This is a genomic window from Limnohabitans sp. Bal53, from assembly GCF_003063355.1.
Taxonomy (GTDB): domain Bacteria; phylum Pseudomonadota; class Gammaproteobacteria; order Burkholderiales; family Burkholderiaceae_C; genus Limnohabitans_A.
The window spans coordinates 167,721-189,233 of record NZ_NESH01000006.1 but is presented as its reverse complement, the minus strand read 5'-3'; the positions used below and the strand labels follow the sequence as shown (position 1 = coordinate 189,233).

Here is a 21,513-nt window from a genome sequence, read left to right as displayed (position 1 = left end):
GCGTCAAGTTGGTCTTGTCCATGACTCAAAGGGGATTCAGTCACCAACAAGTCATCCCCCCACCCCGCTTGCCGCTAAGCTGAATCCCTTTTGCTGATCTGCGGAGCACAGCCATGGCATTTGAGATTCCTTCCTTAAAAGACAACGTTCACCCCGATGAATGGCAGCTGCGGCTGGACTTGGCCGCGTGTTACCGGTTGGTGGCGCTGTACGGCTGGAGCGATCTGGTGTTCACCCACATCAGCGCCAAGCTGCCCGAGTCGGTGGCGGGTCAGGACCATCAGTTTTTGATCAACCCTTACGGCCTGATGTTTGACGAAATCACCGCGTCGAGCCTGGTGAAGGTGGACATGCAGTGCAACAAGCTGCAAGACAGCCCCTTTCCGGTCAACCCGGCGGGCTTTGTGATCCACAGCGCGGTGCACGAGGCGCGGCCCGATGCCGGCTGCGTGCTGCACACCCACACCCGCGCCGGGGTGGCCGTGAGCGCGCAGGCGCACGGCGTGCTGCCCATCAGCCAGCAAAGCACGTTTGTGCTGGCTTCGCTGGCCTACCATGGCTACGAGGGTGTGGCCATTCACGACGAAGAAAAGCTTCGCCTGCAGGCCGACTTGGGCTCGGCCAATTTCCTGATGCTGCGCAACCACGGCTTGCTCACGGTGGGCAAAACCATTGCCGACGCGTTTTTGTCGATGTACACCTTTGAGAACACCTGCCGCATTCAAGTGGATGCGCTGGCCGGCCAAGCTGGGCCCAAAGACCTTACGGCAGTGGACCCGCAAATTTTGACCGGCGTGGCGCATGCCATGCGGGTGCAAACCGGTGGTTTGGGCGGCGCGTTTGTTTGGCCTTCACTGCTGCGCAAGCTGCAGCGCGAAAGCCCCGATTACACCCATTGAGGACCCCATGCGCTCTTTGTTTGAACCCTGCCAGGTCGGCAGCATCGCTTTGGCCTCACGCATCGTGATGGCCCCGCTCACGCGCAACCGTGCACCCGGCTCGCTGGCCAACGCCCGCATGGCCACCTATTACCGCCAACGCGCCAACCCGGTCACGGGGGCTGGCCTGATCGTCACCGAGGCCACGGCCATCAGCCACCAAGGCCAGGGCTACGCCGATGTGCCCGGCATTTGGAGCGCAAGCCAAGTCTCTTCATGGAAGCAGGTCACCGATGGGGTGCACGCCGAAGGCGGCAAGATCGTGATGCAGCTTTGGCACGTGGGTCGCGTGTCGCACACCAGCTTGCAGCCCGATGGCGCTGCGCCTGTGGCGCCATCGGCCATAACGGCCCAAACCAAAACCGTGCTGCTGGTGGACGGCCAAGCCAAGTTTGTGCCTGTGTCTTCGCCGCGTGCGCTCGACGCTGCCGAGCTGCCAAGCATCGTGCAGGATTACCGCCGCGCAGCGGGCAACGCCATCGCCGCCGGGTTTGACGGCGTGGAGGTGCACGCGGCCAATGGCTACCTGATCGACCAGTTTTTGCGCAGCAGCAGCAACCACCGCAGCGATGCGTATGGCGGCTCGATCGAGAACCGCGCCCGCTTTTTGCAAGAGGTGATGCAAGGCATCGTGGCCGAGATTGGTGGCCCGCTCACGGGCATCCGCCTGTCGCCCGTCACACCCGCCAACGGGGTGAGCGACGACCAGCCCCAGCCGCTGTTTGAGCATGTGGCGCGTTTGTTGGCACCGATGGACTTGGCCTTCTTGCATGTGATTGAAGGCTCGACGGGCGCGGCACGCGACCACCAGCAAGGCGAGTTGCCGTTTGACTACGCCGCTTTGCGCCAGGCCTACACCCAAGCGGGCGGGCGCGGCGCATGGATGCTGAACAACGGCTACGACCTGAGCTTGGCCGATCAGTCTCTGGCCAGCGGTGCAGACCTGATCGCCTTCGGCCGCCCCTTCATTGCCAACCCCGACCTGGGCGCACGCCTGCGCCAAGGCGGCCCCTTCAACACGCCCGACCGCGCCACTTTTTACGGCGGTGGCGATGCGGGGTACACCGACTACCCCTTCTTGACGCAAGCTTGAAGCAGGCTAGCGTTCAGGGTTTCCAACGCTTGAGCAACAAGGCATTGGCCATGACACTGACCGAGCTGAGCGCCATGGCCGCGCCCGCCATCATGGGGTTGAGGTAGCCCAGCGCGGCCAAAGGGATGCCGGCCACGTTGTAGGCAAAGGCCCAAAACAGGTTTTGCCGGATCTTGGCCACCGTGCGTGCGGAGATGTCGAGCGCCGCGCCCACCAAGGCGACTTCGCCCCGCATGAGGGTGATGCCCGCAGCGTGCATGGCCACATCGGTGCCGTTGCCCATGGCCATGCCCACATCGGCGGCAGCCAAGGCAGGTGCGTCGTTCACCCCATCGCCCACCATGGCGACCACCTGCCCACCTGCGCGCAGTTTCTGGACCTGCGCTGATTTGTCGCCAGGCAGCACATTGGCCAGCACTTCTCCTGCTTCGGGGCGCAAGCCCAAGCGGCGCGCCATGGCTTCGGCGGCGGCTTGGTTGTCACCTGAAATCATCACCAGTTTCAGGCCACGATCGCGCAGCGCGGTCAATGCTTGTGCAGCGCCCAGTTTGGGCTCGTCGCCAAAACCCATGAGTAGCAGGGCTTGCAAACCAGCATCGGTGCGCTCGGCCAAGGCCGATAAGCTCGCGCCTTGCGCCTGCAAAGCGTCGATGTCTGGCTGCCACATGCCGATGTCCAAACCTTCTTCTTGCAGCCAACGCAAGCTGCCCAGCATCAGTTGCCTGTCGTCCACCCTGGCCAACACGCCCTTGCCGGGCACGGCCTGCAGGTCTTGTGCGGTGGGGCCAGTCAGGCCCTGCTGTTGTGCGGCGCTGACCACCGCACGCGCCAAGGGGTGTTCACTGCCGCTTTGCACGCGTGCGGCCAAGGCCAACGCCGTTGTTGCATCGTGCCCGGGCGCGGGCACTTGGGCCAGCAAGCGCGGTTGGCCCACGGTGAGCGTGCCGGTTTTGTCAAAGGCCACGGTTTGCACACGGTGCGCCAATTCCAGCGCCTGCACGTCTTTGATCAAGATGCCGTGTTTGGCCGCCACACCCGTGCCCGCCATGATGGCCACGGGCGTGGCCAGGCCCAGGGCGCAAGGGCAGGCAATGACGAGCACAGCCACCGCGTGGATGAGCGCCGTTTCAAAATCTGCGCCCACCGCCATCCACGCACCCAAGGTGAGCAGGGCAATCAGCAGCACCACGGGCACAAACACTTCGGCCACTTTGTCCACCAGCCGCTGAATCGGCGCTTTGGCCGCTTGTGCGTCTTCGACCAATCGGATGATGTGCGAGAGCACGGTTTCATGGCCCACGGCCGTCACGCACATGAGCACTCGCCCTTCGCCATTGATGGAGCCACCCGTTAAAGCCGCACCCAATGCCTTGGCCACGGGCAAGGGCTCGCCCGTCAGCATGGATTCGTCCACCTGGGTTTGGCCTTCGACCAATTCGCCGTCCAGCGGAAAACGCTCGCCGGGCCGCACCACGATCCGGTCGCCCACTAGGATTTCGTCCACAGGCACATCCACTTCGCCGTCGTCGCCCAACCAGTGGGCTTTGTCTGGGCGCAAGGCGTGCAATGCACGAATCGCCTCGGTGGTTTGGCGCTTGGCACGCGTTTCCAGCCATTTGCCCAGCATCACCAAGGTGATGACCACGGCCGAGCCTTCAAAATACAGATTCGGCGCATGCCCTTCGTGCGCGGTGATCCACAACCAAACCGATAAAACCCAACCTGCGGTAGTACCCAAGGAGACCAGCAAATCCATGTTGCCTGTGAGCGCCTTCATAGCGTGCCAACCGGCTTTGTAAAAACGTGCGCCCAACACGAACTGCACAGGCGTGGCCAGCGCAAATTGAACCCAAGCGGGCAGCATCCAGTGCTGGCCCCACAGCTCGGCCAACATGGGCAAGACCAAGGGCGTGGTGAGCAACAGGCCCATACCCACCGGCATGAAGCCCGCCCAGGGTGATTCACGGCCGGCATCGGCTTGTGCTTCGGGTGTGCGGGGCTCGTACCCGGCGTCGCGCACCGCGCGGCGTAAGCGTGCGTCGGTTATGTCATGGGTGGCCACTTCGATGCGAGCCGATTCGGTGGCCAGGTTGATCGTGGCGCTGAGCACACCGGGCATTTTTTTCAGGGCTTTTTCAACCCGCGCCACACACGAAGCACAGGTCATGCCGCCGATGCCGATGTCGTAGGTGATGGGGGGTTCAATCTTGATCTTTGTCATGACATGACGTCCTGGATGGTCTATGCTCAGACCAGCCCCTAAGGGGTCGATTTCAGTTCATTGGAGAGAATGCATCATGAACCAAATTTTCACAGTAGAGGGCATGACGTGTGGCCACTGCGAAAAAGCAGTCACCAAAGCTTTATTGTCCTTGGATGCACAGGCCAAGGTTGTGATCGACCGCACACACAACACCGTGCAAGTGGATTCAGAAAAAAGCCGCGAAGTATTGGCCCAAGCCATTGCCGATGAAGGTTACCGCGTCAGCGATTGAGTTTTTTAACCAACTGGAAGTTTCACATGACCAAAAATATTGGCAACATCGAACGCATCATCCGCATTGTGGGTGGTCTTGTTCTGATCGCACTGGCCGCCACAGGCACCGTGGGCGTTTGGGGTTGGCTGGGTCTGGTGCCTTTGGCCACAGGCTTGGTGGGCTGGTGCCCGCCTTACAGCTTGTTGGGCATCAACACCTGCAAGAATAAAAATACCTGATCTTTACAAATCAGCACCATCTGGGCACAGCCCGGATACATGGGCGGATCACACTGCAGGCATCCCATCAACCCAAGGATGTTTCCATGAAATCGATTCGCACCACTTTGATCGCCACAGCTCTGATTGCCGGTTTGACCGGTTTGGCCTTGGCCCAAAACACCACATCGTCTGCTGACAACACCCGTGCTGGCTGCATGGAAAAAATGCGCGAGCACAAGAGTGAGCATAAAAGTGAGCACAAGGGCGAGGGCCACACACAACGTTTGGCCGAACTCAAGTCCAAACTGAACTTGCAAGCGGCTCAAGAACCTGCGTGGAACACATTCACCCAGGCCATGCAGCACCCTACTCGCATGGCGCGGCCCGAACGTGCCAGCATGGAAAAAATGACCACCCCTGAACGCTTGGACATGATGCAAGCCATGAAAGCCCAACGCGATGCACACATGCAACAACGCAGCGATGCAACGAAAGCTTTTTACGCCACGCTTAGCGCTGACCAAAAACAGGTTTTTGACCAAGAAACGGCCCGCATGATGAAAGGCTCTGGCATGCACGCCACGAAGCACCAAGGCGGTCACGGCAAGCATTGATTCAAGACCATCACCACACAACCAAGTTTCGAATGCTTGGTTTGAATCCAAAAGGCTGCTTGGCAGCCTTTTGCCATTTGATGCAGGTCAAATTCTCAATTCGCCCGGTGGGTAAGCTCGGTGGCATGACACACGCTTCTCCTCCCCCCCAACATTCCCCCAACCCAACGCCCGACTCTTCAGCAAGGCGCGGGCGCTTGAACTTACCCGGTGTTTTGCCCATCGACGGCAAACAACCTCTGTTTTGGCTCTACCTGGGTCTGAAAGACATTTGCCATTCACCTTGGCTGAGCCTGAGCCATGGCTTGGTCATCGCCATCTGTGGCGGTTTGATCACTTGGCTGGCCCACGACCGGTTTTGGTTGCTGGCCAGTGCGGTGTCGGGCTTTCTGGCCATCGCACCTGTTTTGGCCACCAGCCTGTACGCCATGAGTCGCGCCATCGAGAGAAACGAGGCTGTCAATCTGCGGCTTTTGTTCAAGACCTGGACGCAATGGCAAACCCTGCAAAACAACGAGCCAGTGAGTTACTGGTGTTTGGTGCGTTTTGGCTTGTTGTTGGCTCTGGCAGGCACGGGCTGGGTATTGACCTCATCGGCCCTGATCACTTTGTTGGCCCCAGTACCTGTCCACACCCCCATGGATTTCATTCGCCATGTGGTGCTGAGCCCAGACAGTTATTTGTTTGAGCTGTGGCTGGCATTGGGTGGCCTGATGGGAGCGCCTGTTTTTGCCTCCAGCGTGGTGGCCATGCCTTTGTTGCTGGACCGCAAACTCAACACTTTGCAGGCCGTACTGACCAGCTGGAAGGTGGTACTGACCCACCCCATGCCCATGGTGTTGTGGGCATTTTTGATCATGGGTTTGAGCATGATGGGCGTTTTGAGCTTGTTCATCGGCCTGATCGTGATCGTGCCCATGCTGGGCCATGCGTCTTGGCATGCCTACCGTGATTTGGTGGACACCCGTGATGTGCCCGAGCGCATGCCCCGTCTGGAGGCTGTGTGATGTGGAATTTCACAGAAGAGCAGTTCGCTTGGTTCGGCCTGACCATTGGCGTGGCAGGTTTCATGCTTTACATGCTGTTCATCGTCTTGCAATTGGCCTGGGAATCCAAAGCCGGCAAATTCGGCACCTTCGTCATCTTTCTGGGCCTGGCTTTTGGCATGTTGGGGTTCGTGGCCAAAGGGGTCATTCAATGGATGATTGACAACTGAAAAGCGACTCGGGATAAAGCTGTGGATAAAAATAGCGCAACCCATAACTTATCCACAGCTTGATCCAGTTTCGCAAAGTTGTTCATTTTGGCGTGACACCACAAAAGCAAAGTCACACACATGCTTGAAAAACATGCAAGTCCTTGTCCTGATTGACAAAAATCGTCTTGTCCACAACCCAACGGCTTGCTTACTACTACGACTATTTAAAGATATAAAACTATAGAGAAGTAAGAGAAAACAAGTGCGCTGTTAAGATTTGCGTCTTTTCCACCCTGACGGCAATATGGCGATCGCTTCAGAAGACCCTTCCGACCCCTGTTACGAGATCAAAAGCGCCGATTTGTCCTTGGTGGCTTTGCTTCTCAAAACCACCGACATCGCAGAGGTTTCAAGGGCTTTGAAGCAGCAAATGGCTGAAAGCCCTGGTTTTTTTGACCAAGATCCCGTGGTCATTGACGTTGGTGGTTTGGGCTTGGTGGACGACGAAACCATCGACCTTGAACGTTTGATCGCTGTTTTGCGTGAATATGCGCTGGTTCCTTTGGCCATCAAAGGGGCTCATCCAACGCTTTTGAGCTTGGCCAAGGGGGTTGGCTTGGTGGATGCCTCTGATGCGCGCATTCGGCGTTCTATCCCCCTTGCTGAGGCACCTGCGCCTCAAGCGCCCGCTGTTGAACAACTTTCACCTCCACCCATGCCTGTTGGCGCGATGCGCATTGACAAGCCTTTGCGCTCAGGTCAACAGGTTTATGCCAAAGGGCGTGATCTGATCGTGATGGGCATGGTCAATGCAGGTGCTGAAGTGATTGCAGACGGTCACATCCATATTTATGGCACTTTGCGTGGCAAAGCCATTGCCGGTGCACGTGGCAATGGTGATGCGCAAATTTTTGCCTTGGTGATGGAGCCAGAGCTCATTTCCATCGCTGGTGTTTACCGAACCAGCGAAAATCCGCTGTCCAATGAAGTTTTGGGCAAACCGGCACATGTTTCTTTGCAGTCAGGCCCAGATGGGGACAAACTGCTGATTACCCCTTTGAAAAGTTAATTTTCATTTTTTTATTTTGTCCAAGAAAGTTCATCCATGGCAAAAATCGTTGTAGTGACCTCTGGCAAAGGCGGTGTGGGCAAAACCACGACCAGCGCCAGTTTCGCCACAGGCTTGGCCCTTAAGGGCTTCAAGACCGCCGTCATTGACTTTGATGTAGGCCTGCGCAATCTGGACCTGATCATGGGCTGCGAGCGCCGGGTGGTGTACGACCTGATCAATGTGATCCAGGGCGAAGCCAACTTGAATCAAGCCCTGATCAAGGACAAGCAATGCGACAACTTGTTTGTGTTGGCTGCTTCGCAGACCCGCGACAAGGATGCTTTGTCCCAAGAAGGCGTCGAAAAGGTCTTGAATGACTTGAGCGGCATGGGTTTTGAGTACATCGTGTGTGACTCACCGGCCGGCATTGAAACCGGAGCCTTGATGGCCATGCACTTTGCAGATGAGGCTTTGGTGGTGACCAACCCTGAGGTGTCTTCGGTGCGCGATTCAGACCGCATTTTGGGCATGCTGGGCAGCAAAACCAAACGTGCGATTGAAGGCCTTGAGCCCATCAAAGAGCATTTGTTGATCACCCGCTACAACCCCGCGCGTGTAGAAGAAGGTCAAATGCTGTCTTTGCAAGACATTCAGGATATTTTGCGCATCAAACTGTTGGGCGTTATTCCAGAAAGCGAAACTGTGTTGCAAGCTTCCAACCAAGGCACGCCCGCTATCCACATGGGCAGCAGCGATGTGTCTGAAGCTTACAAAGACGTCATTGCACGCTTTTTGGGTGAAGACAAACCCATGCGTTTCATCGAAGCAGAAAAGGCGGGTTTCTTCAAACGCCTGTTCGGAGGCAAATAAACCATGTCCTTTCTTTCCTTCCTCTTGGGCGAAAAGAAGCAGACGGCCAGCGTGGCCAAAGAGCGCCTGCAAATCATCTTGGCACACGAGCGCAGTGGCCGTAACGCTGCCGAGCCCGACTATTTGCCTGATTTGCAGCGTGAATTGATTGCTGTGATCAGCAAATACATCAAGATCAATCCTGATGACATCAAAGTCAATCTGGAACGCCAAGACAACCTGGAAGTCCTGGAAGTCAAGATTGAATTGCCAGATTTGCGCTAAATACTGCCAAATCTGACCCTATGACCCATTGCCTCTTGATGAGGCAATGGGTTTTTGTATTCAAGAGGCGCTCAAAGATGCCCACAAGGACCGTGCTGCTTGGATGTTGCGTTCCTTGACGTGACCGTAACCTTTGATGTTTTCTGGCACTTGCGCCACTTTGACAGCGTGGCTGTGGGTGTCTGAATTCAAAGTGTTCAAGACACGGTCCAAGTGCTGCATGTACTCGCGGATCAGGGCGCGTTCGGTCTGGCGTTCTTCGGTTTTGCCAAAGTAATCCAGCTTGGTGCCGCGCAGGCCTTTGAGTTTGGCCAGCACTTTGAAGCCTGTCATCATGATGGGACCAAACTTGCGTTTGACCAATTCACCTTGGCTGTTGCGTTTGGACCAAAGCGGTGGTGCCAGGTGGTAGTGGACTTTGAAGTCACCTTCAAAACTGTTCTGTATCCGTTCCATGAAGCCGGTTTGGGTGTGCAAGCGTGCCACTTCGTACTCGTCCTTGTAAGCCATCAAGCGGTACATCTGCCGGGCCACTGTGTCACTCAAAAGCGTTTTGCCCAGCGGAGCCTCGGCCGCTTGCACACGCGCCACGATGCCTTGGTAGAGCAGGGCATAGGCCTTGTCTTGGTAGTCGGTCAGTCGTGTCATGCGGTCGGCGATCAGGTCTTCCAAGGACTCGCGCTTTTTAAATTGAATAACTTGCGAGGGCTGGATGCTTTTCATCAACGCATCAGGCTGGTACGCGGCATGCCGTCCCCACTCAAATGCGGCCAAGTTGTTTTTGACTTGCACATCGTTGAGTTCAATGGCCCGCAACAAAGATTCGCGGTGCAAAGGCACCCAGCCCTTTTGCCAGGCGTAGCCTAGGATCATGGGGTTGACATAAATCGTGTCACCCATGAGTTGTTTGGCCAGGGCGTCGGCGTCAAAAGCGCCCACACCTTCCACACCCACTTGTGCGGTGATTTCGGCCACGCATTGCTCGGCTGGGTTTTGCCAATTGCCGTTTTTCACAAAGGCAGCGGTGGGTGTGCTGTTGCTGTTCAGGGCCACATGGGTGCGGCCTGCTCGCATGCGCAAGGTGGTTTCTTTGGAGGCACTCACAATCGGGTCGCAACCGATGATCAGATCGGCTGCGGCCATGCTCACGCGGGTGGTGCGGATCTCGTCTTGGCTGTTGGCCAAAAGAATGTGGCTCCAGGTTGCGCCGCCTTTTTGTGCCAGGCCCGCTGAATCTTGCGTGACGATGCCCTTGCCTTCCATGTGCGCCGCCATGCCCAGCAGCTGGCCGATGGTGATGACGCCAGTGCCACCGACGCCTGCCACCACCATGCCCCAAGGTTGGGTGATGAGGGGCAGTTCAGGTTCTGGCAAGGCACCCAAACTGGCTGGGTTGATGGCCGTGGTGGCTGATGTGGCTTTCTTTTTGAACGTGCCGCCTTCCACGGTGACAAAGCTGGGGCAAAAGCCTTTGAGGCAGCTGGTGTCCTTGTTGCAAGTGCTTTGGTTGATGGTGCGCTTGCGGCCCAAAGGCGTCTCTAAAGGTTCCACCGACAGGCAATTGGACTGCACGCCGCAGTCCCCACAGCCTTCACACACTTCTTCGTTGATCATCACGCGCACGGCAGGGTCGACCATGGTGCCGCGCTTGCGGCGGCGGCGTTTTTCAGTGGCGCAGGTTTGGTCGTAAATGATGACGGTGGTGCCCAAGATTACCCGCATCTCTCGCTGAATGCGGTCGAGTTCGTCGCGGTGGAATACACGCACGCCTTCGGCCAAAGTCACGCCATCGTATTTTTCGGGCTCGTCGGTCACCACCACGATGCGCTGCGCGCCTTCGGCCTTCATGCTCATGGCGATTTGCACCACGCTGTGGCCTTCAGACCGTTCACCCACGGGCTGCCCGCCTGTCATGGCGACCGCGTCGTTGTACAAAATTTTGTAGGTGATGTTCACACCCGAAGCCACGCTTTGGCGCACCGCCAAGATGCCACTGTGGAAATAAGTGCCGTCACCGATGTTGGCAAAAATGTGCTGATCGGTGCAGAAGGGCTGCTGGCCGGTCCACGGCACGCCCTCGCCGCCCATTTGGGTGAAGCCCGTGGTGCTGCGGTCCATCCAGAGGCTCATGAAGTGGCAGCCAATGCCGGCCATGGCACGGGACCCTTCAGGCACCTTGGTGGAGGTGTTGTGTGGGCAGCCTGAGCAGAACCAGGGTGTGCGTTCGGCGGCTGCTCCCAAGGTCATGGTTTGCAGAGATTTTTCCTTGGCGTCCAGCACGGCCAGGTGGGCGTCGATACGGGCGGTGGTGTCGGCATCGAGGCCCAGCTTTTTCAAGCGCTTGGCAATGGCCCGCGCGATCAAGGCGGGGGTTAGATCGGCGTTGGCCCGCAGCAAGGTGCGTTGGGTGGGATTGGGCGTTGACCATTCGCCGCCCGCGGTGTCGCCATCGGCCTCGTCAAATTTGCCCACGATGGTGGGGCGCACATCGTCGCGCCAGTTGTACAGCTCTTCTTTGAGTTGGTATTCGATGACTTGACGCTTTTCTTCGACTACCAAAATCTCGCGCAGTCCACTGGCGAACTCGCGGGTGGTTTGTGATTCGAGGGGCCAGACCACACCCACCTTGTGCACCCGAACGCCCAAGCGTTGGCAGGTGGCGTCGTCCAGACCCAGATCAAGCAGGGCCTGGCGCGTGTCGTTGTAGGCCTTGCCGCTGGCGATCAGGCCAAAGCGATCGTTGGGGCCTTGGATGACGTTGTGGTTGAGCTTGTTGGCGCGGATGTAGGCCAGGGCCGCATACCACTTGTAGTCGAACAAACGTGCTTCTTGTTCCAGCGCGGTGTCGGGCCAGCGGATGTGCACGCCGCCGGGCGGCATCACAAATTCGGGCAGCACGATTTGTACGCGCTCGGGGTCAATGTGGGCGGTGGCACTGGACTCGACAATCTCTTGAATCGTCTTCATGCCTGACCAAATGCCCGCAAAACGGCTCAGGGCCAATGCGTGCAAGCCTTGGTCCAGGATATCTTGCACGCTGGCCGGGAAAAACACAGGCAGGCCGCAGGCCTTGAAGATGTGGTCACTCTGGTGCGCCGCGGTGGAGCTTTTGGCCACATGGTCATCACCCGCCACAGCCAGCACGCCGCCCCAAGGGGTGGTGCCCGCCATGTTGGCGTGTTTGAACACGTCTGAGCAGCGGTCCACGCCGGGGCCTTTGCCGTACCAGATGCCGAATACCCCATCGAACTTGTTGGTGCCGGGCGGTGCAAAGCCCAGTTGCTGTGTGCCCCACAAGGCGGTAGCGGCCAGCTCTTCGTTCACGCCGGGCTGGAACACGATGTGTTGGGCCTTGAGGTGATCCTTGGCCTTCCACAGCGACTGGTCATAACTGCCCAAGGGCGAGCCCCGGTAACCGCTGATGAAGCCCGCGGTGTTTTTGCCCTGCAGCGCGTCGCGTTGGCGTTGCAGCATGGGCAACTTGACCAGGGCTTGTACGCCGCTCATGAAAGCGCGGCCGACATCGAGGCTGTATTTGTCGTCGAGTGTGACGGTCTCAAGGGCCTGGCGAATCGAATCGGGCAAGGGGGCGTTCATGGTCTGTCCTGCGACTGAAAGGGATATCACAGTGTAGAGCGGCCCCGCAGACAAGTGCTTGCTTTCGGCGACAGGATTTGCCCTATGATTTGAAAGAATCTTGCTAAAAGAGGCCTATTTTGGAAACACTGGACAAATTTGACTGGGCGATATTGAACGAATTGCAAACCAATGGCCGCCTGACCAATGCGGAGTTGGCGCAGCGCGTGGGTTTGTCGGCCGCGCCGTGTTGGCGGCGGGTGCGAGCGCTGGAAGAATCTGGCGTCATCAAAGGCTACCGCGCCGAAATCGATCGCCAGAAGGTGGGTCTGGACGTGCTGGCTTTTGTGCGGCTGGACGCCGAGCGCAACCGAGGCGACATCACGCGCCAACTGGAAGAGGCGATCCTCAAAATCCCCGAGGTGGTGTCTTGCCATTACATCAGCGGCACCGGTACCTTTGAGCTGCAAGTGGTCAGCAAAGACCTGAACACCTTCAGCCAGTTTGCCCGCGATGTGCTGATCAACTTGCCCAATGTGAAAGACCTGCACACCAGCTTCTCGCTGGGTGAGGTCAAGGCGGCGGGGGCTTTGCCGTTGTTGTCAGTCGTTAAGTGATCAATCAATAACGGTCAAAACAAGCTTGGATGCTTGCCCTGCTCGAAAATCGAGTCAATGCCAGCATCAGCAAAATTCGAGCTTTGGCCGGGTTTAGAGTGTCACCAGATGATGTTCCGTAGACATCGTCATCAAACTCCACGTTATGACCAACAAGACCTAAGGAGGAACGAGAGACTCTGACCACGGCAACACCCGAAGCAATGGCATCTTTGACAGCGGGCACCAGCCGTGCGCTGATCGCCGCAGTCCCAGCGCCTGCCAGAACAACGCCTTTTGACCCTGATTCAACACAAGCGTCTAGCAGCGCACGGTCATCATCTTGGTAACCATAAACGATGTCCACTTTCGGCAGCTCTTGAGTTTCCGAGATATCAAACTCACTGTCGAGGGTATGGCACCGAATGCCCGAACGGTAGAAATGACAGACGTTGTCCGCCACCAGGCCCATCACACCAAACAGGGGGGCTTTGAAGCTGTCAACGGTCATCGTGTCCGTTTTGTGCACGTCTCTGGCACCCAGAATCTGGTCATTCATCACCACCATAACACCACGTCCTCTGGCCTGTGGTGAAGCAGCGACAACGCTTGCCCGATAAAGATTCATCGGTCCATCCGCACTCAGCGATGTCGATGGCCGCATGGCACCCGTCACGACAACAGGTTTGTGACTTCGCACAACCAGGTTGAGAAAAAAGGATGTTTCTTCAAGGGTGTTCGTTCCTTGAGTGATGACCACACCATCACAGTCTGGTCGACTCAACAAAACATTGATTTCCTTACCCAATGCCAGTAAGTGTTGGCTGGCCATGTCCTGGCTAGCCACCTGGAACAGTTGACGCGTCTGTATGTCAGCGACGCCCGACAGCTCCGGAACACTGGACAAAACTTCGGAAATGTCGGCGACGGCGGCTTGATATCCAGCATAGACCGTGCTTTGGTTTGCTTTGCCAGCGATGGTACCGCCCAGCGCCAACAATGTCAGCCTTGGACGTCGCTTTCCGGGGTGGGTGAGAGGCAACACATTCATGGGGCTTACCTTAGGCATTCTTCGACACAGATCGGCTCCACGCTTGTCCTGGAATGGCGGCCAACAGGCTTTGTGTGTACGGGTGAGCCGGTCTTGCAAACACCTCTTGTGTGGTGCCTTGCTCAACGACCTTTCCTTTGCTCATGATGAGGATGTTTTCGCAAACCGTGGCGGCCACACGCAGGTCATGCGTGATGAACAGCAATGAAAGTCCCATTTCTTCACGCAGTTCGTCCAGCAACTCGAGCACTTGTTTTTGCACCGAAACATCCAGCGCAGATACAGGTTCGTCCGCCACGATCAGCTTGGGCTTGACGGCCAGCGCTCGGGCAATGCCGATGCGCTGACGTTGTCCCCCTGAAAACTCGTGTGGATAGCGATCGGCTGCTTCAGCCCGAAGACCGACCCTGCGCAACAATTCCCGGGCTTGTTCCCAAGCCACATCGCGGTCAACCCCCTGAATCATGGGGCCCAAGGAGATGATGTCTCCAACTTTTTGTCGGGGATTGAGGGACGAAAAAGGATCCTGAAAAATCATTTGGATCTTTTGTCGAATCGGGCGTAGCGCACTGCGTGACAGGCCGTTGATGGTCTGATTCTCAAGTTCAACATCACCTGACTCGTTGTGCTCCAAGCCAATAATGCAACGCGCCAAAGTTGACTTGCCGGAACCCGACTCACCCACAATGGCCAGACTGCCTTGGGTAGGCACGCTCAATGAAACGTTGTTGACGGCCAACACGCCATTTGTGCCGCGTGAAAACCAGCTTCGTTTGCCCGCATAGGTTTTGCTGACGGAAGTCACCCTCAGCAGGGCGGGTGTTAAGTCCGCACGTGCTTGAACAACACGGGGCGTCAAGCTGGGGACGGCGTCAATCAACTGCCGACTGTAGGCGGTTGCGGGCGCATTCAAAATTTGTGAGGCATCACCCACTTCGACCAACTCACCACCTTGCATGACCGCCACCCGGTCTGCGATTTCAGCGACAACGCCGAAGTCGTGCGTGATGAAAAGAACGGCGGTGCCGTGCTTTTTTTGAAGATCCTTGATCAGGTGAAGAATTTGGGCTTGGGTGGTGACGTCGAGGGCCGTGGTCGGTTCATCGGCAATGATCAACTTGGGCTCAAGGGCCAGCGCCATTGCAATGACCACACGTTGCCGTTGGCCACCCGACAATTGGTGCGGGTAACTGGCAAATACACGATCGGGATCGGGCAAATGCACATCGTTGAGCAATGCCATGGTCCGTGCTTGACGTTGTTGGGCCGTCATATCGGTGTGTACCAACATGACCTCTTCAATTTGTTGGCCAATGCGCATCAGAGGGCTCAAGGCCGTCATGGGCTCCTGAAAGATCATGGCGATGCGATGACCGCGCAAGCTGCGCCACTCGGTTTCATCGAGGTTGGTGATGTCGCGGCCTTCAAAATAGACTTGACCACCGGAGACATGCACATGGGGCTTGGGTAGCAGACCCATCAGGGCTTTGCCCAGCATGGATTTGCCAGATCCTGACTCGCCCACGATGCACAGGATTTCACCCATTGACACACTGAGAGACACGTTGTTAACGGCATGGGGCCTGTCAGACCATGGCGGCAAATTGATCCGCAGGTTTTGGATGTCGAGTACGGGTGACATGGAGGTGCTTGTGTTCATAGGTCCGCCAATCTGGGGTTCAATGCATCGTTCAACCCTTCACCCACTAAATTGATGGCCAGAACTGTCAGCATGATGGTCAGACCGGGCAAGGTGACCAACCACCATGCATCGCGCAAAAACGAACGTGCAGCACCGACCATGAAACCCCAGCTCATCTGGTTGGGAGCGCCCAAGCCCAGAAACGACAATGCACTCTCCACCAGAATGGCTGTAGCGACCATCAAAGAGCCCGTGACGATCAAGGGTGAGAGGGTGTTGGGCAAAACCTGTTTCAGCAAGATGGCGCTGTCGGATTGCCCCGCCACCACGGCGGCCTGCACGTATTCGCGGGCTTTCACCGATAGCACTTCACCCCTCACGACCCGTGCAATGGGTGGCCAACTCACGGTGGCGATGGCCACCACCAGGTTGAATGCCGATGGCGACAAGATCGCAATCAGCACAATCGCAAACAGGAAAGACGGGATGGTTTGGAAAATTTCGGTAGCACGCATCAGCACGTCATCCACCCAACCACCAAAATAACCCGCCATCGCGCCGATGGCCGTTCCGAATGCCACGGCAGCCAAGGTGGCAAAGACCGCGATCATCAACGTGGTCCTGGCGCCATGGATCATGCCCGCCAGCACATCACGGCCCAGACTGTCTGTGCCGAGCCAATGCTCCGGGCCTGATCCCGAGAAAGGTTTGCCAACGATCTGAAAAGGGTCACCTGGAGATATTTGTGAGGCAAAGATTGCGGCGATCAGCACCAAGCCAAGCCACGCCAGGCCCATTGCGACGCGGGGATTGCTCAAAAAGCGGTATTTGAAGGACTTCATACGGTTGTCATGTCATTCGAATGCGAGGGTCCAGCCAAACGTAAAGCAGGTCCACCACGAGGTTGATGATCACGACCAAGCAGGCAGACATGAAAAATATGCCGAGCAGCAAGTTGTAATCACGAGCGAAAAGGGACTGGTAGGCTAATTGCCCCAGCCCTGGCCAGGCGAAGATGGCCTCGACGACCACTGAGCCGCCGAGCAAGGCGCCGAATTGAACTCCCGCCATGGTCAGCACGGGCAGCAAAGCATTGCGAACCACATGCCTGAATGTGATTTGTTTTTCATCCAGACCTTTGGCGCGTGCGGTGGTGACGTAGTCCAGGCCTCTTTGCTCCAGCATGGAGGCTCGCATGAGGCGTGCATACAGGGCCAGGTAAAACAGGGACAAAGTCAATGTGGGCAGCACCAGATGGTGTGCAATGTCCACAACTCGGGCCCATCCTTCGTTGAAGGCAGTGATGTTTTCCATGCCCGATGTGGGGAACCAATTCAGTTTCACCGAGAAAACGAGCACCAGCATCAAGCCCAGCCAGAACAGTGGCATCGCGTAGACCAGAACTGCACCGATAGAAATCAGATGGTCCTTCCAGGTTTTGACCCACATGGCGGCCAGCAAGCCCAACAACGTACCCAACGACAGGGAAACCACCAAGGTGGTGCCCATCAACAACAAAGTGGGTCCTAAGCGCTCGAACACCAAGGTGGCCACCGGGGCGTTTTGGCGAAACGAATACCCCAAGTCAAACTGAAGGATGTTGCCCATATAGGTCAGCAGCTGAGCCCACACGGGTTGATCTTGGCCAAAACGCTTACGCATGGCTTCGATGTATTCCGCGGGCGCACCACCCGCTTCTCCGGCCAGTACGGTGGCCAGGTCGCCAGGGGCCAGTTGCAGCAATAAGAAGTTCAAAATGACCACGACCAATACGACTGGGATGGTCTGAAACAATCGCCGAATGATGAATTGACTCACGATTTGCCTTTTGTCGGCTTTAAAAAAGGGGGCTGGGCCCCCTTTTTTTTGCCAGATTACTCGCGATGTGCCGTCGCAAAGTTGCCGTAGATGCCCAGTGGTGAATCAATCACACGCTTGAATTGCTTGTTGATCACAGCGGGGTAGCGCAGTTCAAGAACGTAGACCACAGGGCTGGCTTCAGACACGCGTTTGACCAGATCGCCATACTGGCGGCCACGGATACCAGGATCTGTGTTGACGCTGGCACGGTCCATCAACTGGTCGGTTTCAGGAGAACTCCAGCGCGAGCCGTTCACAAAAACGGTGCCGGGACGGATGCGATCCGAGTGCAGGCCACGGTGTACGCCCAAAACAGGGTCCGCCAAGTTGAACAAGAAGTTTGACGTGAGTGTGAAGTCGTAATCTGTATAGACACGCTTGAGCCACTTGGGCAGGTCTTCGTAGCGCAAATTGGCTTTGATGCCGACTTGGGCCAGTTGTTGTTGAACAGCTTCACCAAAGCGTTGCCACTCTTCACCGTAAGGCGTGATGTCGTGGGTGATCTCCAGACGGATGCCGTTGGCCTTGCGGGTCAAACCGGCCTCGTCCAGCAATTTGTTGGCACGGGCGATGCGGTCGCTGACGGTAAAGTCAATTCCCTTACCAAACAAGCCCGCTTTTTCAAAGTTGCTGCTGATGGGGCCCATGGCGGGTTTGCCAAAGCCGAACCAGACGTTGTCGATGGCGAATTGGCGGTCAATGGCGTAGGCAACGGCCTGACGAACTTTGGGATTGTCAAACGGTGCCTGTTTGGTGTTGATGATCATCTCGACCATGGGCGAAATCATTTCGGTACCCGTGGTGGTGACTTCAATGGACGGCAGGGCGGCCAGCCGCTTCACATCGTTGTAAGGCACTGCGCCCAGACCGGCGACGTGTGCTTCACCGCGCTCCAAAGCGGCGGTACGGGTGGAAGCGTCAGCAATGAAGCGAACAACGATCCTGTCCAGATGTGGCAAACCCTTGCGCCAGTAGTTGGCGTTTTTGTCCAGTCGGACAAATTCACCACGGCGCCATTCAACAAACTTGAAGGGGCCTGAGCCGACGGGGTTGTTGGCGTTGGCGTGGGTCTTGATGTCACCGCGCTCATAAACGTGCTTGGGCAAGATCGGGCTTTCCGAGCTGGCCAATGCTTTCATGATGTAAGGGGCTGCTACGCTCAGTTTGAAAACTGCAGTGTGTGGATCGGGTGTTTCGACGGCAGTGACATCACGGAATGTGGCCATGCCGCGTGGGTGGTTCTTTTTCAAAACTTCCATCACGGTGAATTGAACGTCGGCAGCAGTAAAAGGTTTGCCATCATGGAAGGTAACGTCCTTGCGCAGCTTGAAGGTGATGGTTTTGCCATCTGCTGACTCTGTCCAGCTCTCTGCCAAGCTCGGGCGTGGCTTCAGGTCAAAACCGTATTCCAGTAAGCCATCAAATACCTTGGCGGTCACCTGGCTGATGGGCCCTGCGGTGGAAATGTAGGGGGCCAGATTGGGGGGTTCTGGCTGGGTAATTTGCACGAGTGTGCCGCCTGGTTTTTGTGCCCATGCTTGAGGCACTGTGAATACGGACAAAGCGGCGACCGCTGCAATCGAGACCAACGAGGTTCGGATCATGATGAGAGCCTTCAGGGTGTTGAGGTGAAATTCAGTCTAGTGACAAACCCTGTTGATGTCGCGATGCAACCCGCTTAACATATGTCGCAACTTGTCGCACTAAAGGAGACACAAAGTGACAGATGCAGCGGCGTTCACGGCAGCTAATTTTGTGAACAACCTCAAGTTGGCATGCAGCTATTACCCCTCTGTTTCGGAGGTTGCACGCAAGGTGGGCATCAACCGTCAGCAATTCATGCGTTATCTGTCGAGCGAGTCATACCCATCCCGGCACAACTTGCGCAAGCTCTGTGATTTGTTCGGTGTTGATGAATTCGAATTGCTGATGCCCGTCCATCAATTTCGCAATTTACTCAGGCTGAAGAAAGAACGCGACGAGGGCTTGGTCAAGTTGCCGCCCTTGTTGCCACCCCTGTTGCAACTGGTCCAGCGCCAACGAGCAGAGCTGAGCAAAAACCTGGGTTACTTTCATGTGTACTACCTGTCTGCATCCAGGCCTGGTTCAGTGCTCAAGTCTCTGATCCATATTTACGAGTGGCAGGAGTTCACTTTGTATAAAAGAATAGAGCGTTTGAAAGTCCCAGGTAGCAAAGGACAGGCCGAGTTGTACAAGTACTCGGGCATGGTTGGCGTTGTGGGCGATCGGCTCCATCTGATTGACCAAGAAACGCTGACAGGCAGCGAATTGACCCACACCATTCTTTATCCCAGTTATCGAAACCGGATCACCTACTTGACGGGATTGACGGTCGGTGTGTCAGGCAATGACGCACACCGACCTTCTGCTTCACGTATTGCATTGGAATATGCGGGTAACACAGTCAACCTGCGCCGAGCCATCGCTGACTGTGGTTTGTTTGCCCCCGAAGATCCGGCTGTACCGGCTATTATTTCCAGGTACCTTTGCCAACCAGGTGAAGCCGATGTGGTCGGACAACTTCAAGCCTCACCCTTATAAAGCTTGGCGCGAGTTCACGTTTTCGGTTGATTTCAGGGGTACAAACCCCGTAACTCGCGTGCATGCAAGATGCGTGTGCAAGCCACGATGAAGGTGGCGGTGCGCAGGCTGACCTGGTGTTCGTCTCCGACTTGCCAAATGGCGGCAAAGGCTTCGCGCATGATTCGCATCAAGCGGGCGTTGATCTCGTCTTCGCTCCAGAAGAAGCTGGAGAAATCCTGCACCCATTCAAAGTAACTGACGGTGACGCCTCCGGCGTTGGCGATCACGTCGGGCACCACCAGAATGCCGCGCTCGTGCAGGATGTCGTCAGCTTCTGGCGTGGTCGGGCCGTTGGCGCCTTCGATCACCATGCGGGCCCGGATCTGGTGGGCGTTGGCAGCACAGATTTGTTGCTCTAAAGCGGCTGGAATCAGGATGTCACATTCGACGCCCCAGAACTGCGCATCGGGAAGGACCTCGGCATTTTCAAAACCTTGCACACTGCCGTTCTCTCTGACGTGGCTCAATAGGGCAGGTACATCTAAACCGGCTGTTTTATACACCGTGCCGCCATGGTCTTGCACGGCCACCACGGTGGCCCCGGCTTGGGCAAACAATTTGGCAGCGATGCCGCCCACATTGCCAAAACCTTGCACGGCGATTTTCGCCTTGGTGATGTCCATTCCGATGTGCTGCGCGGCCTCTTGGCCCACGGTGTAAACGCCGCGCCCAGTGGCTTCGCGGCGGCCCAGTGAACCACCTAAGGCAATGGGTTTGCCGGTCACCACGCCAGAGGCGGTGGCACCTTCGTTCATGGAGTAAGTGTCCATCATCCAGGCCATGATTTGCTCGTTGGTGTTCACGTCTGGCGCGGGGATGTCTTTGGTGGGTCCGATGATGATGCCGATCTCGCTGGTGTAACGGCGGGTCAGGCGCTCCAGTTCGCCGCGAGACAGGGTTTTGGGGTCGACCCGAATGCCGCCCTTGGCGCCGCCAAATGGAAGGTTGACGGCGGCGTTTTTGACTGACATCCAAGCCGACAGGGCCATGACTTCGGACAGGGTCACGTCTTGGTGAAATCGCACACCGCCTTTGCCTGGGCCTCGGCTGGTGTTGTGTTGCACGCGGTAGCCTTCAAAGTGGGCCATGGTGCCGTTGTCCAGCTCGATCGGCACGTCCACGATCAGGGCGCGTTTGGGGCGTTTGAGGGTTTCGACCCAGCGCGACAAGCTTCCCAGATAGGGCGTGACGCGGTCGATTTGTTGCAAGTAAATTCCCCAGGGACCCAGGTGCTCGGGGTTTAAGTAAGAGGGCAGTGCATGGGCGCTTGTGGCGGCGTTGCCTGCGGAGGGTTTGGACATGTGATGCGACCTTTCTTGATACTGACGGGTTGTCAGTGGTGCCCATCGTAGGTTGGGCATGTGGCGCTGTCCAAGGCCGCTTGGCTGTCAGCTTATGCGTTTTGCGCATAACCAATCGGATGCAGGGGGTGCCCGAAATCAAGCACCTGCCTGTAAA

Annotated in this window: 20 protein-coding genes; 12 read left to right on the top strand and 8 right to left on the bottom strand. The window is 56.9% G+C overall.

What is annotated here, in order from left to right; all coding sequences use genetic code 11:
• Nucleotides 1-113 precede the first annotated feature (113 nt).
• Together B9Z50_RS15275 and B9Z50_RS15270 are read left to right on the top strand one after the other, a co-directional pair.
• Entirely contained in the window at nucleotides 114-899 is a 786-nt protein-coding gene (locus B9Z50_RS15275) for a class II aldolase/adducin family protein (RefSeq protein ID WP_108365610.1), read from the top strand.
• 7 nt (nucleotides 900-906) lie between these two features.
• Nucleotides 907-2,031 (top strand): alkene reductase, encoded by a 1,125-nt coding sequence (locus B9Z50_RS15270; RefSeq protein ID WP_108365609.1) that lies wholly within the window; start codon nucleotides 907-909, stop codon nucleotides 2,029-2,031.
• 13 nt (nucleotides 2,032-2,044) lie between these two features.
• Here the strand turns inward: B9Z50_RS15270 and B9Z50_RS15265 are convergent, their stop codons facing one another.
• Entirely contained in the window at nucleotides 2,045-4,252 is a 2,208-nt protein-coding gene (locus B9Z50_RS15265; protein WP_108365608.1) for a cation-translocating P-type ATPase, read from the bottom strand.
• 76 nt (nucleotides 4,253-4,328) lie between these two features.
• Here B9Z50_RS15265 and B9Z50_RS15260 point away from each other — a divergent pair, with 76 nt between their 5' ends.
• The 8 genes from B9Z50_RS15260 to minE all read left to right on the top strand — a co-directional run bounded on the left by B9Z50_RS15260 (nucleotide 4,329) and on the right by minE (nucleotide 8,726).
• Nucleotides 4,329-4,526 carry a heavy-metal-associated domain-containing protein gene (locus tag B9Z50_RS15260; RefSeq protein WP_108365607.1) on the top strand — a complete coding sequence of 66 codons (198 nt, stop codon included), beginning with the start codon at nucleotides 4,329-4,331 and terminating at the stop codon, nucleotides 4,524-4,526.
• Between the two features lie 26 nt (nucleotides 4,527-4,552).
• Nucleotides 4,553-4,747, top strand: coding sequence for a DUF2892 domain-containing protein (locus B9Z50_RS15255; protein WP_108365606.1), 195 nt, complete (start codon nucleotides 4,553-4,555; stop codon nucleotides 4,745-4,747).
• 86 nt (nucleotides 4,748-4,833) lie between these two features.
• A complete protein-coding gene (locus B9Z50_RS15250) occupies nucleotides 4,834-5,343 on the top strand; it encodes a Spy/CpxP family protein refolding chaperone (RefSeq protein WP_108365605.1) in 510 nt (169 codons plus the stop codon).
• 125 nt (nucleotides 5,344-5,468) lie between these two features.
• Nucleotides 5,469-6,350 carry a DUF2189 domain-containing protein gene (locus B9Z50_RS15245; protein WP_108365694.1) on the top strand — a complete coding sequence of 294 codons (882 nt, stop codon included), beginning with the start codon at nucleotides 5,469-5,471 and terminating at the stop codon, nucleotides 6,348-6,350.
• The gene (locus B9Z50_RS15240) at nucleotides 6,350-6,559 is read left to right on the top strand and encodes a DUF2788 domain-containing protein (protein WP_108365604.1); all 210 of its coding nucleotides are present in this window, start codon (nucleotides 6,350-6,352) and stop codon (nucleotides 6,557-6,559) included. Before B9Z50_RS15245 ends, B9Z50_RS15240 begins: the two co-directional genes overlap by 1 nt.
• A 286-nt stretch (nucleotides 6,560-6,845) precedes the next feature.
• Nucleotides 6,846-7,610, top strand: coding sequence for a septum site-determining protein MinC (gene minC, locus B9Z50_RS15235; RefSeq protein ID WP_108365603.1), 765 nt, complete (start codon nucleotides 6,846-6,848; stop codon nucleotides 7,608-7,610).
• A 36-nt stretch (nucleotides 7,611-7,646) separates the two neighbouring features.
• Complete coding sequence (gene minD / locus B9Z50_RS15230) at nucleotides 7,647-8,462, top strand: septum site-determining protein MinD (RefSeq protein WP_108365602.1); 816 nt, start codon at nucleotides 7,647-7,649, stop codon at nucleotides 8,460-8,462.
• A 3-nt stretch (nucleotides 8,463-8,465) separates the two neighbouring features.
• Nucleotides 8,466-8,726 carry a cell division topological specificity factor MinE gene (minE, locus tag B9Z50_RS15225; RefSeq protein ID WP_108365601.1) on the top strand — a complete coding sequence of 87 codons (261 nt, stop codon included), beginning with the start codon at nucleotides 8,466-8,468 and terminating at the stop codon, nucleotides 8,724-8,726.
• Nucleotides 8,727-8,786: 60 nt separating this feature from the next.
• Here the strand turns inward: minE and B9Z50_RS15220 are convergent, their stop codons facing one another.
• Nucleotides 8,787-12,323, bottom strand: a complete 3,537-nt coding sequence (locus tag B9Z50_RS15220) for an indolepyruvate ferredoxin oxidoreductase family protein (RefSeq protein ID WP_108365600.1) — start codon at nucleotides 12,321-12,323, stop codon at nucleotides 8,787-8,789.
• Nucleotides 12,324-12,442: 119 nt separating this feature from the next.
• On the opposite strand from B9Z50_RS15220, the gene B9Z50_RS15215 reads away from it, so the two are divergent.
• Complete coding sequence (locus B9Z50_RS15215; protein WP_108365599.1) at nucleotides 12,443-12,919, top strand: Lrp/AsnC family transcriptional regulator; 477 nt, start codon at nucleotides 12,443-12,445, stop codon at nucleotides 12,917-12,919.
• 4 nt (nucleotides 12,920-12,923) lie between these two features.
• Here B9Z50_RS15215 and B9Z50_RS15210 read toward each other — a convergent pair whose 3' ends face one another.
• The 5 genes from B9Z50_RS15210 to B9Z50_RS15190 are packed head-to-tail and all read right to left on the bottom strand — an operon-like array spanning nucleotide 12,924 to nucleotide 19,055.
• Nucleotides 12,924-13,949: an asparaginase gene (locus B9Z50_RS15210; RefSeq protein ID WP_108365693.1), complete on the bottom strand. Its 1,026-nt coding sequence runs from the start codon at nucleotides 13,947-13,949 to the stop codon at nucleotides 12,924-12,926.
• Nucleotides 13,950-13,959: 10 nt separating this feature from the next.
• Nucleotides 13,960-15,609 (bottom strand): ABC transporter ATP-binding protein, encoded by a 1,650-nt coding sequence (locus tag B9Z50_RS15205; RefSeq protein ID WP_233249900.1) that lies wholly within the window; start codon nucleotides 15,607-15,609, stop codon nucleotides 13,960-13,962.
• Nucleotides 15,606-16,433 (bottom strand): ABC transporter permease, encoded by an 828-nt coding sequence (locus B9Z50_RS15200; protein WP_108365598.1) that lies wholly within the window; start codon nucleotides 16,431-16,433, stop codon nucleotides 15,606-15,608. Before B9Z50_RS15200 ends, B9Z50_RS15205 begins: the two co-directional genes overlap by 4 nt.
• 7 nt (nucleotides 16,434-16,440) lie before the next feature.
• On the bottom strand, nucleotides 16,441-17,409 hold the full coding sequence (locus B9Z50_RS15195; RefSeq protein WP_108365597.1) for an ABC transporter permease: 969 nt from the start codon (nucleotides 17,407-17,409) through the stop codon (nucleotides 16,441-16,443).
• 56 nt (nucleotides 17,410-17,465) lie between these two features.
• Nucleotides 17,466-19,055: an ABC transporter substrate-binding protein gene (locus B9Z50_RS15190; protein WP_108365596.1), complete on the bottom strand. Its 1,590-nt coding sequence runs from the start codon at nucleotides 19,053-19,055 to the stop codon at nucleotides 17,466-17,468.
• A 115-nt stretch (nucleotides 19,056-19,170) separates the two neighbouring features.
• On the opposite strand from B9Z50_RS15190, the gene B9Z50_RS15185 reads away from it, so the two are divergent.
• Nucleotides 19,171-20,013, top strand: a complete 843-nt coding sequence (locus tag B9Z50_RS15185) for a helix-turn-helix transcriptional regulator (RefSeq protein WP_108365595.1) — start codon at nucleotides 19,171-19,173, stop codon at nucleotides 20,011-20,013.
• 32 nt (nucleotides 20,014-20,045) lie between these two features.
• Here the strand turns inward: B9Z50_RS15185 and B9Z50_RS15180 are convergent, their stop codons facing one another.
• Nucleotides 20,046-21,356 (bottom strand): Glu/Leu/Phe/Val dehydrogenase, encoded by a 1,311-nt coding sequence (locus B9Z50_RS15180; RefSeq protein WP_108365594.1) that lies wholly within the window; start codon nucleotides 21,354-21,356, stop codon nucleotides 20,046-20,048.
• Nucleotides 21,357-21,513 lie beyond the last annotated feature (157 nt).

Bases quoted from the DNA above. Each gene is read 5' to 3' on its own strand.
- B9Z50_RS15205 (WP_233249900.1), bottom strand. From the start codon at position 15,609: ATGAACACAAGCACCTCCATGTCACCCGTACTCGACATCCAAAACCTG.
- B9Z50_RS15270 (WP_108365609.1), top strand. From the start codon at position 907: ATGCGCTCTTTGTTTGAACCCTGCCAGGTCGGCAGCATCGCTTTGGCC.
- B9Z50_RS15220 (WP_108365600.1), bottom strand. From the start codon at position 12,323: ATGAACGCCCCCTTGCCCGATTCGATTCGCCAGGCCCTTGAGACCGTC.
- B9Z50_RS15190 (WP_108365596.1), bottom strand. From the start codon at position 19,055: ATGATCCGAACCTCGTTGGTCTCGATTGCAGCGGTCGCCGCTTTGTCC.
- B9Z50_RS15265 (WP_108365608.1), bottom strand. From the start codon at position 4,252: ATGACAAAGATCAAGATTGAACCCCCCATCACCTACGACATCGGCATC.
- B9Z50_RS15255 (WP_108365606.1), top strand. From the start codon at position 4,553: ATGACCAAAAATATTGGCAACATCGAACGCATCATCCGCATTGTGGGT.
- B9Z50_RS15180 (WP_108365594.1), bottom strand. From the start codon at position 21,356: ATGTCCAAACCCTCCGCAGGCAACGCCGCCACAAGCGCCCATGCACTG.
- B9Z50_RS15275 (WP_108365610.1), top strand. From the start codon at position 114: ATGGCATTTGAGATTCCTTCCTTAAAAGACAACGTTCACCCCGATGAA.
- minE (WP_108365601.1), top strand. From the start codon at position 8,466: ATGTCCTTTCTTTCCTTCCTCTTGGGCGAAAAGAAGCAGACGGCCAGC.
- B9Z50_RS15210 (WP_108365693.1), bottom strand. From the start codon at position 13,949: ATGAATGTGTTGCCTCTCACCCACCCCGGAAAGCGACGTCCAAGGCTG.
- B9Z50_RS15260 (WP_108365607.1), top strand. From the start codon at position 4,329: ATGAACCAAATTTTCACAGTAGAGGGCATGACGTGTGGCCACTGCGAA.
- B9Z50_RS15240 (WP_108365604.1), top strand. From the start codon at position 6,350: ATGTGGAATTTCACAGAAGAGCAGTTCGCTTGGTTCGGCCTGACCATT.
- minC (WP_108365603.1), top strand. From the start codon at position 6,846: ATGGCGATCGCTTCAGAAGACCCTTCCGACCCCTGTTACGAGATCAAA.
- B9Z50_RS15245 (WP_108365694.1), top strand. From the start codon at position 5,469: ATGACACACGCTTCTCCTCCCCCCCAACATTCCCCCAACCCAACGCCC.
- minD (WP_108365602.1), top strand. From the start codon at position 7,647: ATGGCAAAAATCGTTGTAGTGACCTCTGGCAAAGGCGGTGTGGGCAAA.
- B9Z50_RS15200 (WP_108365598.1), bottom strand. From the start codon at position 16,433: ATGAAGTCCTTCAAATACCGCTTTTTGAGCAATCCCCGCGTCGCAATG.
- B9Z50_RS15250 (WP_108365605.1), top strand. From the start codon at position 4,834: ATGAAATCGATTCGCACCACTTTGATCGCCACAGCTCTGATTGCCGGT.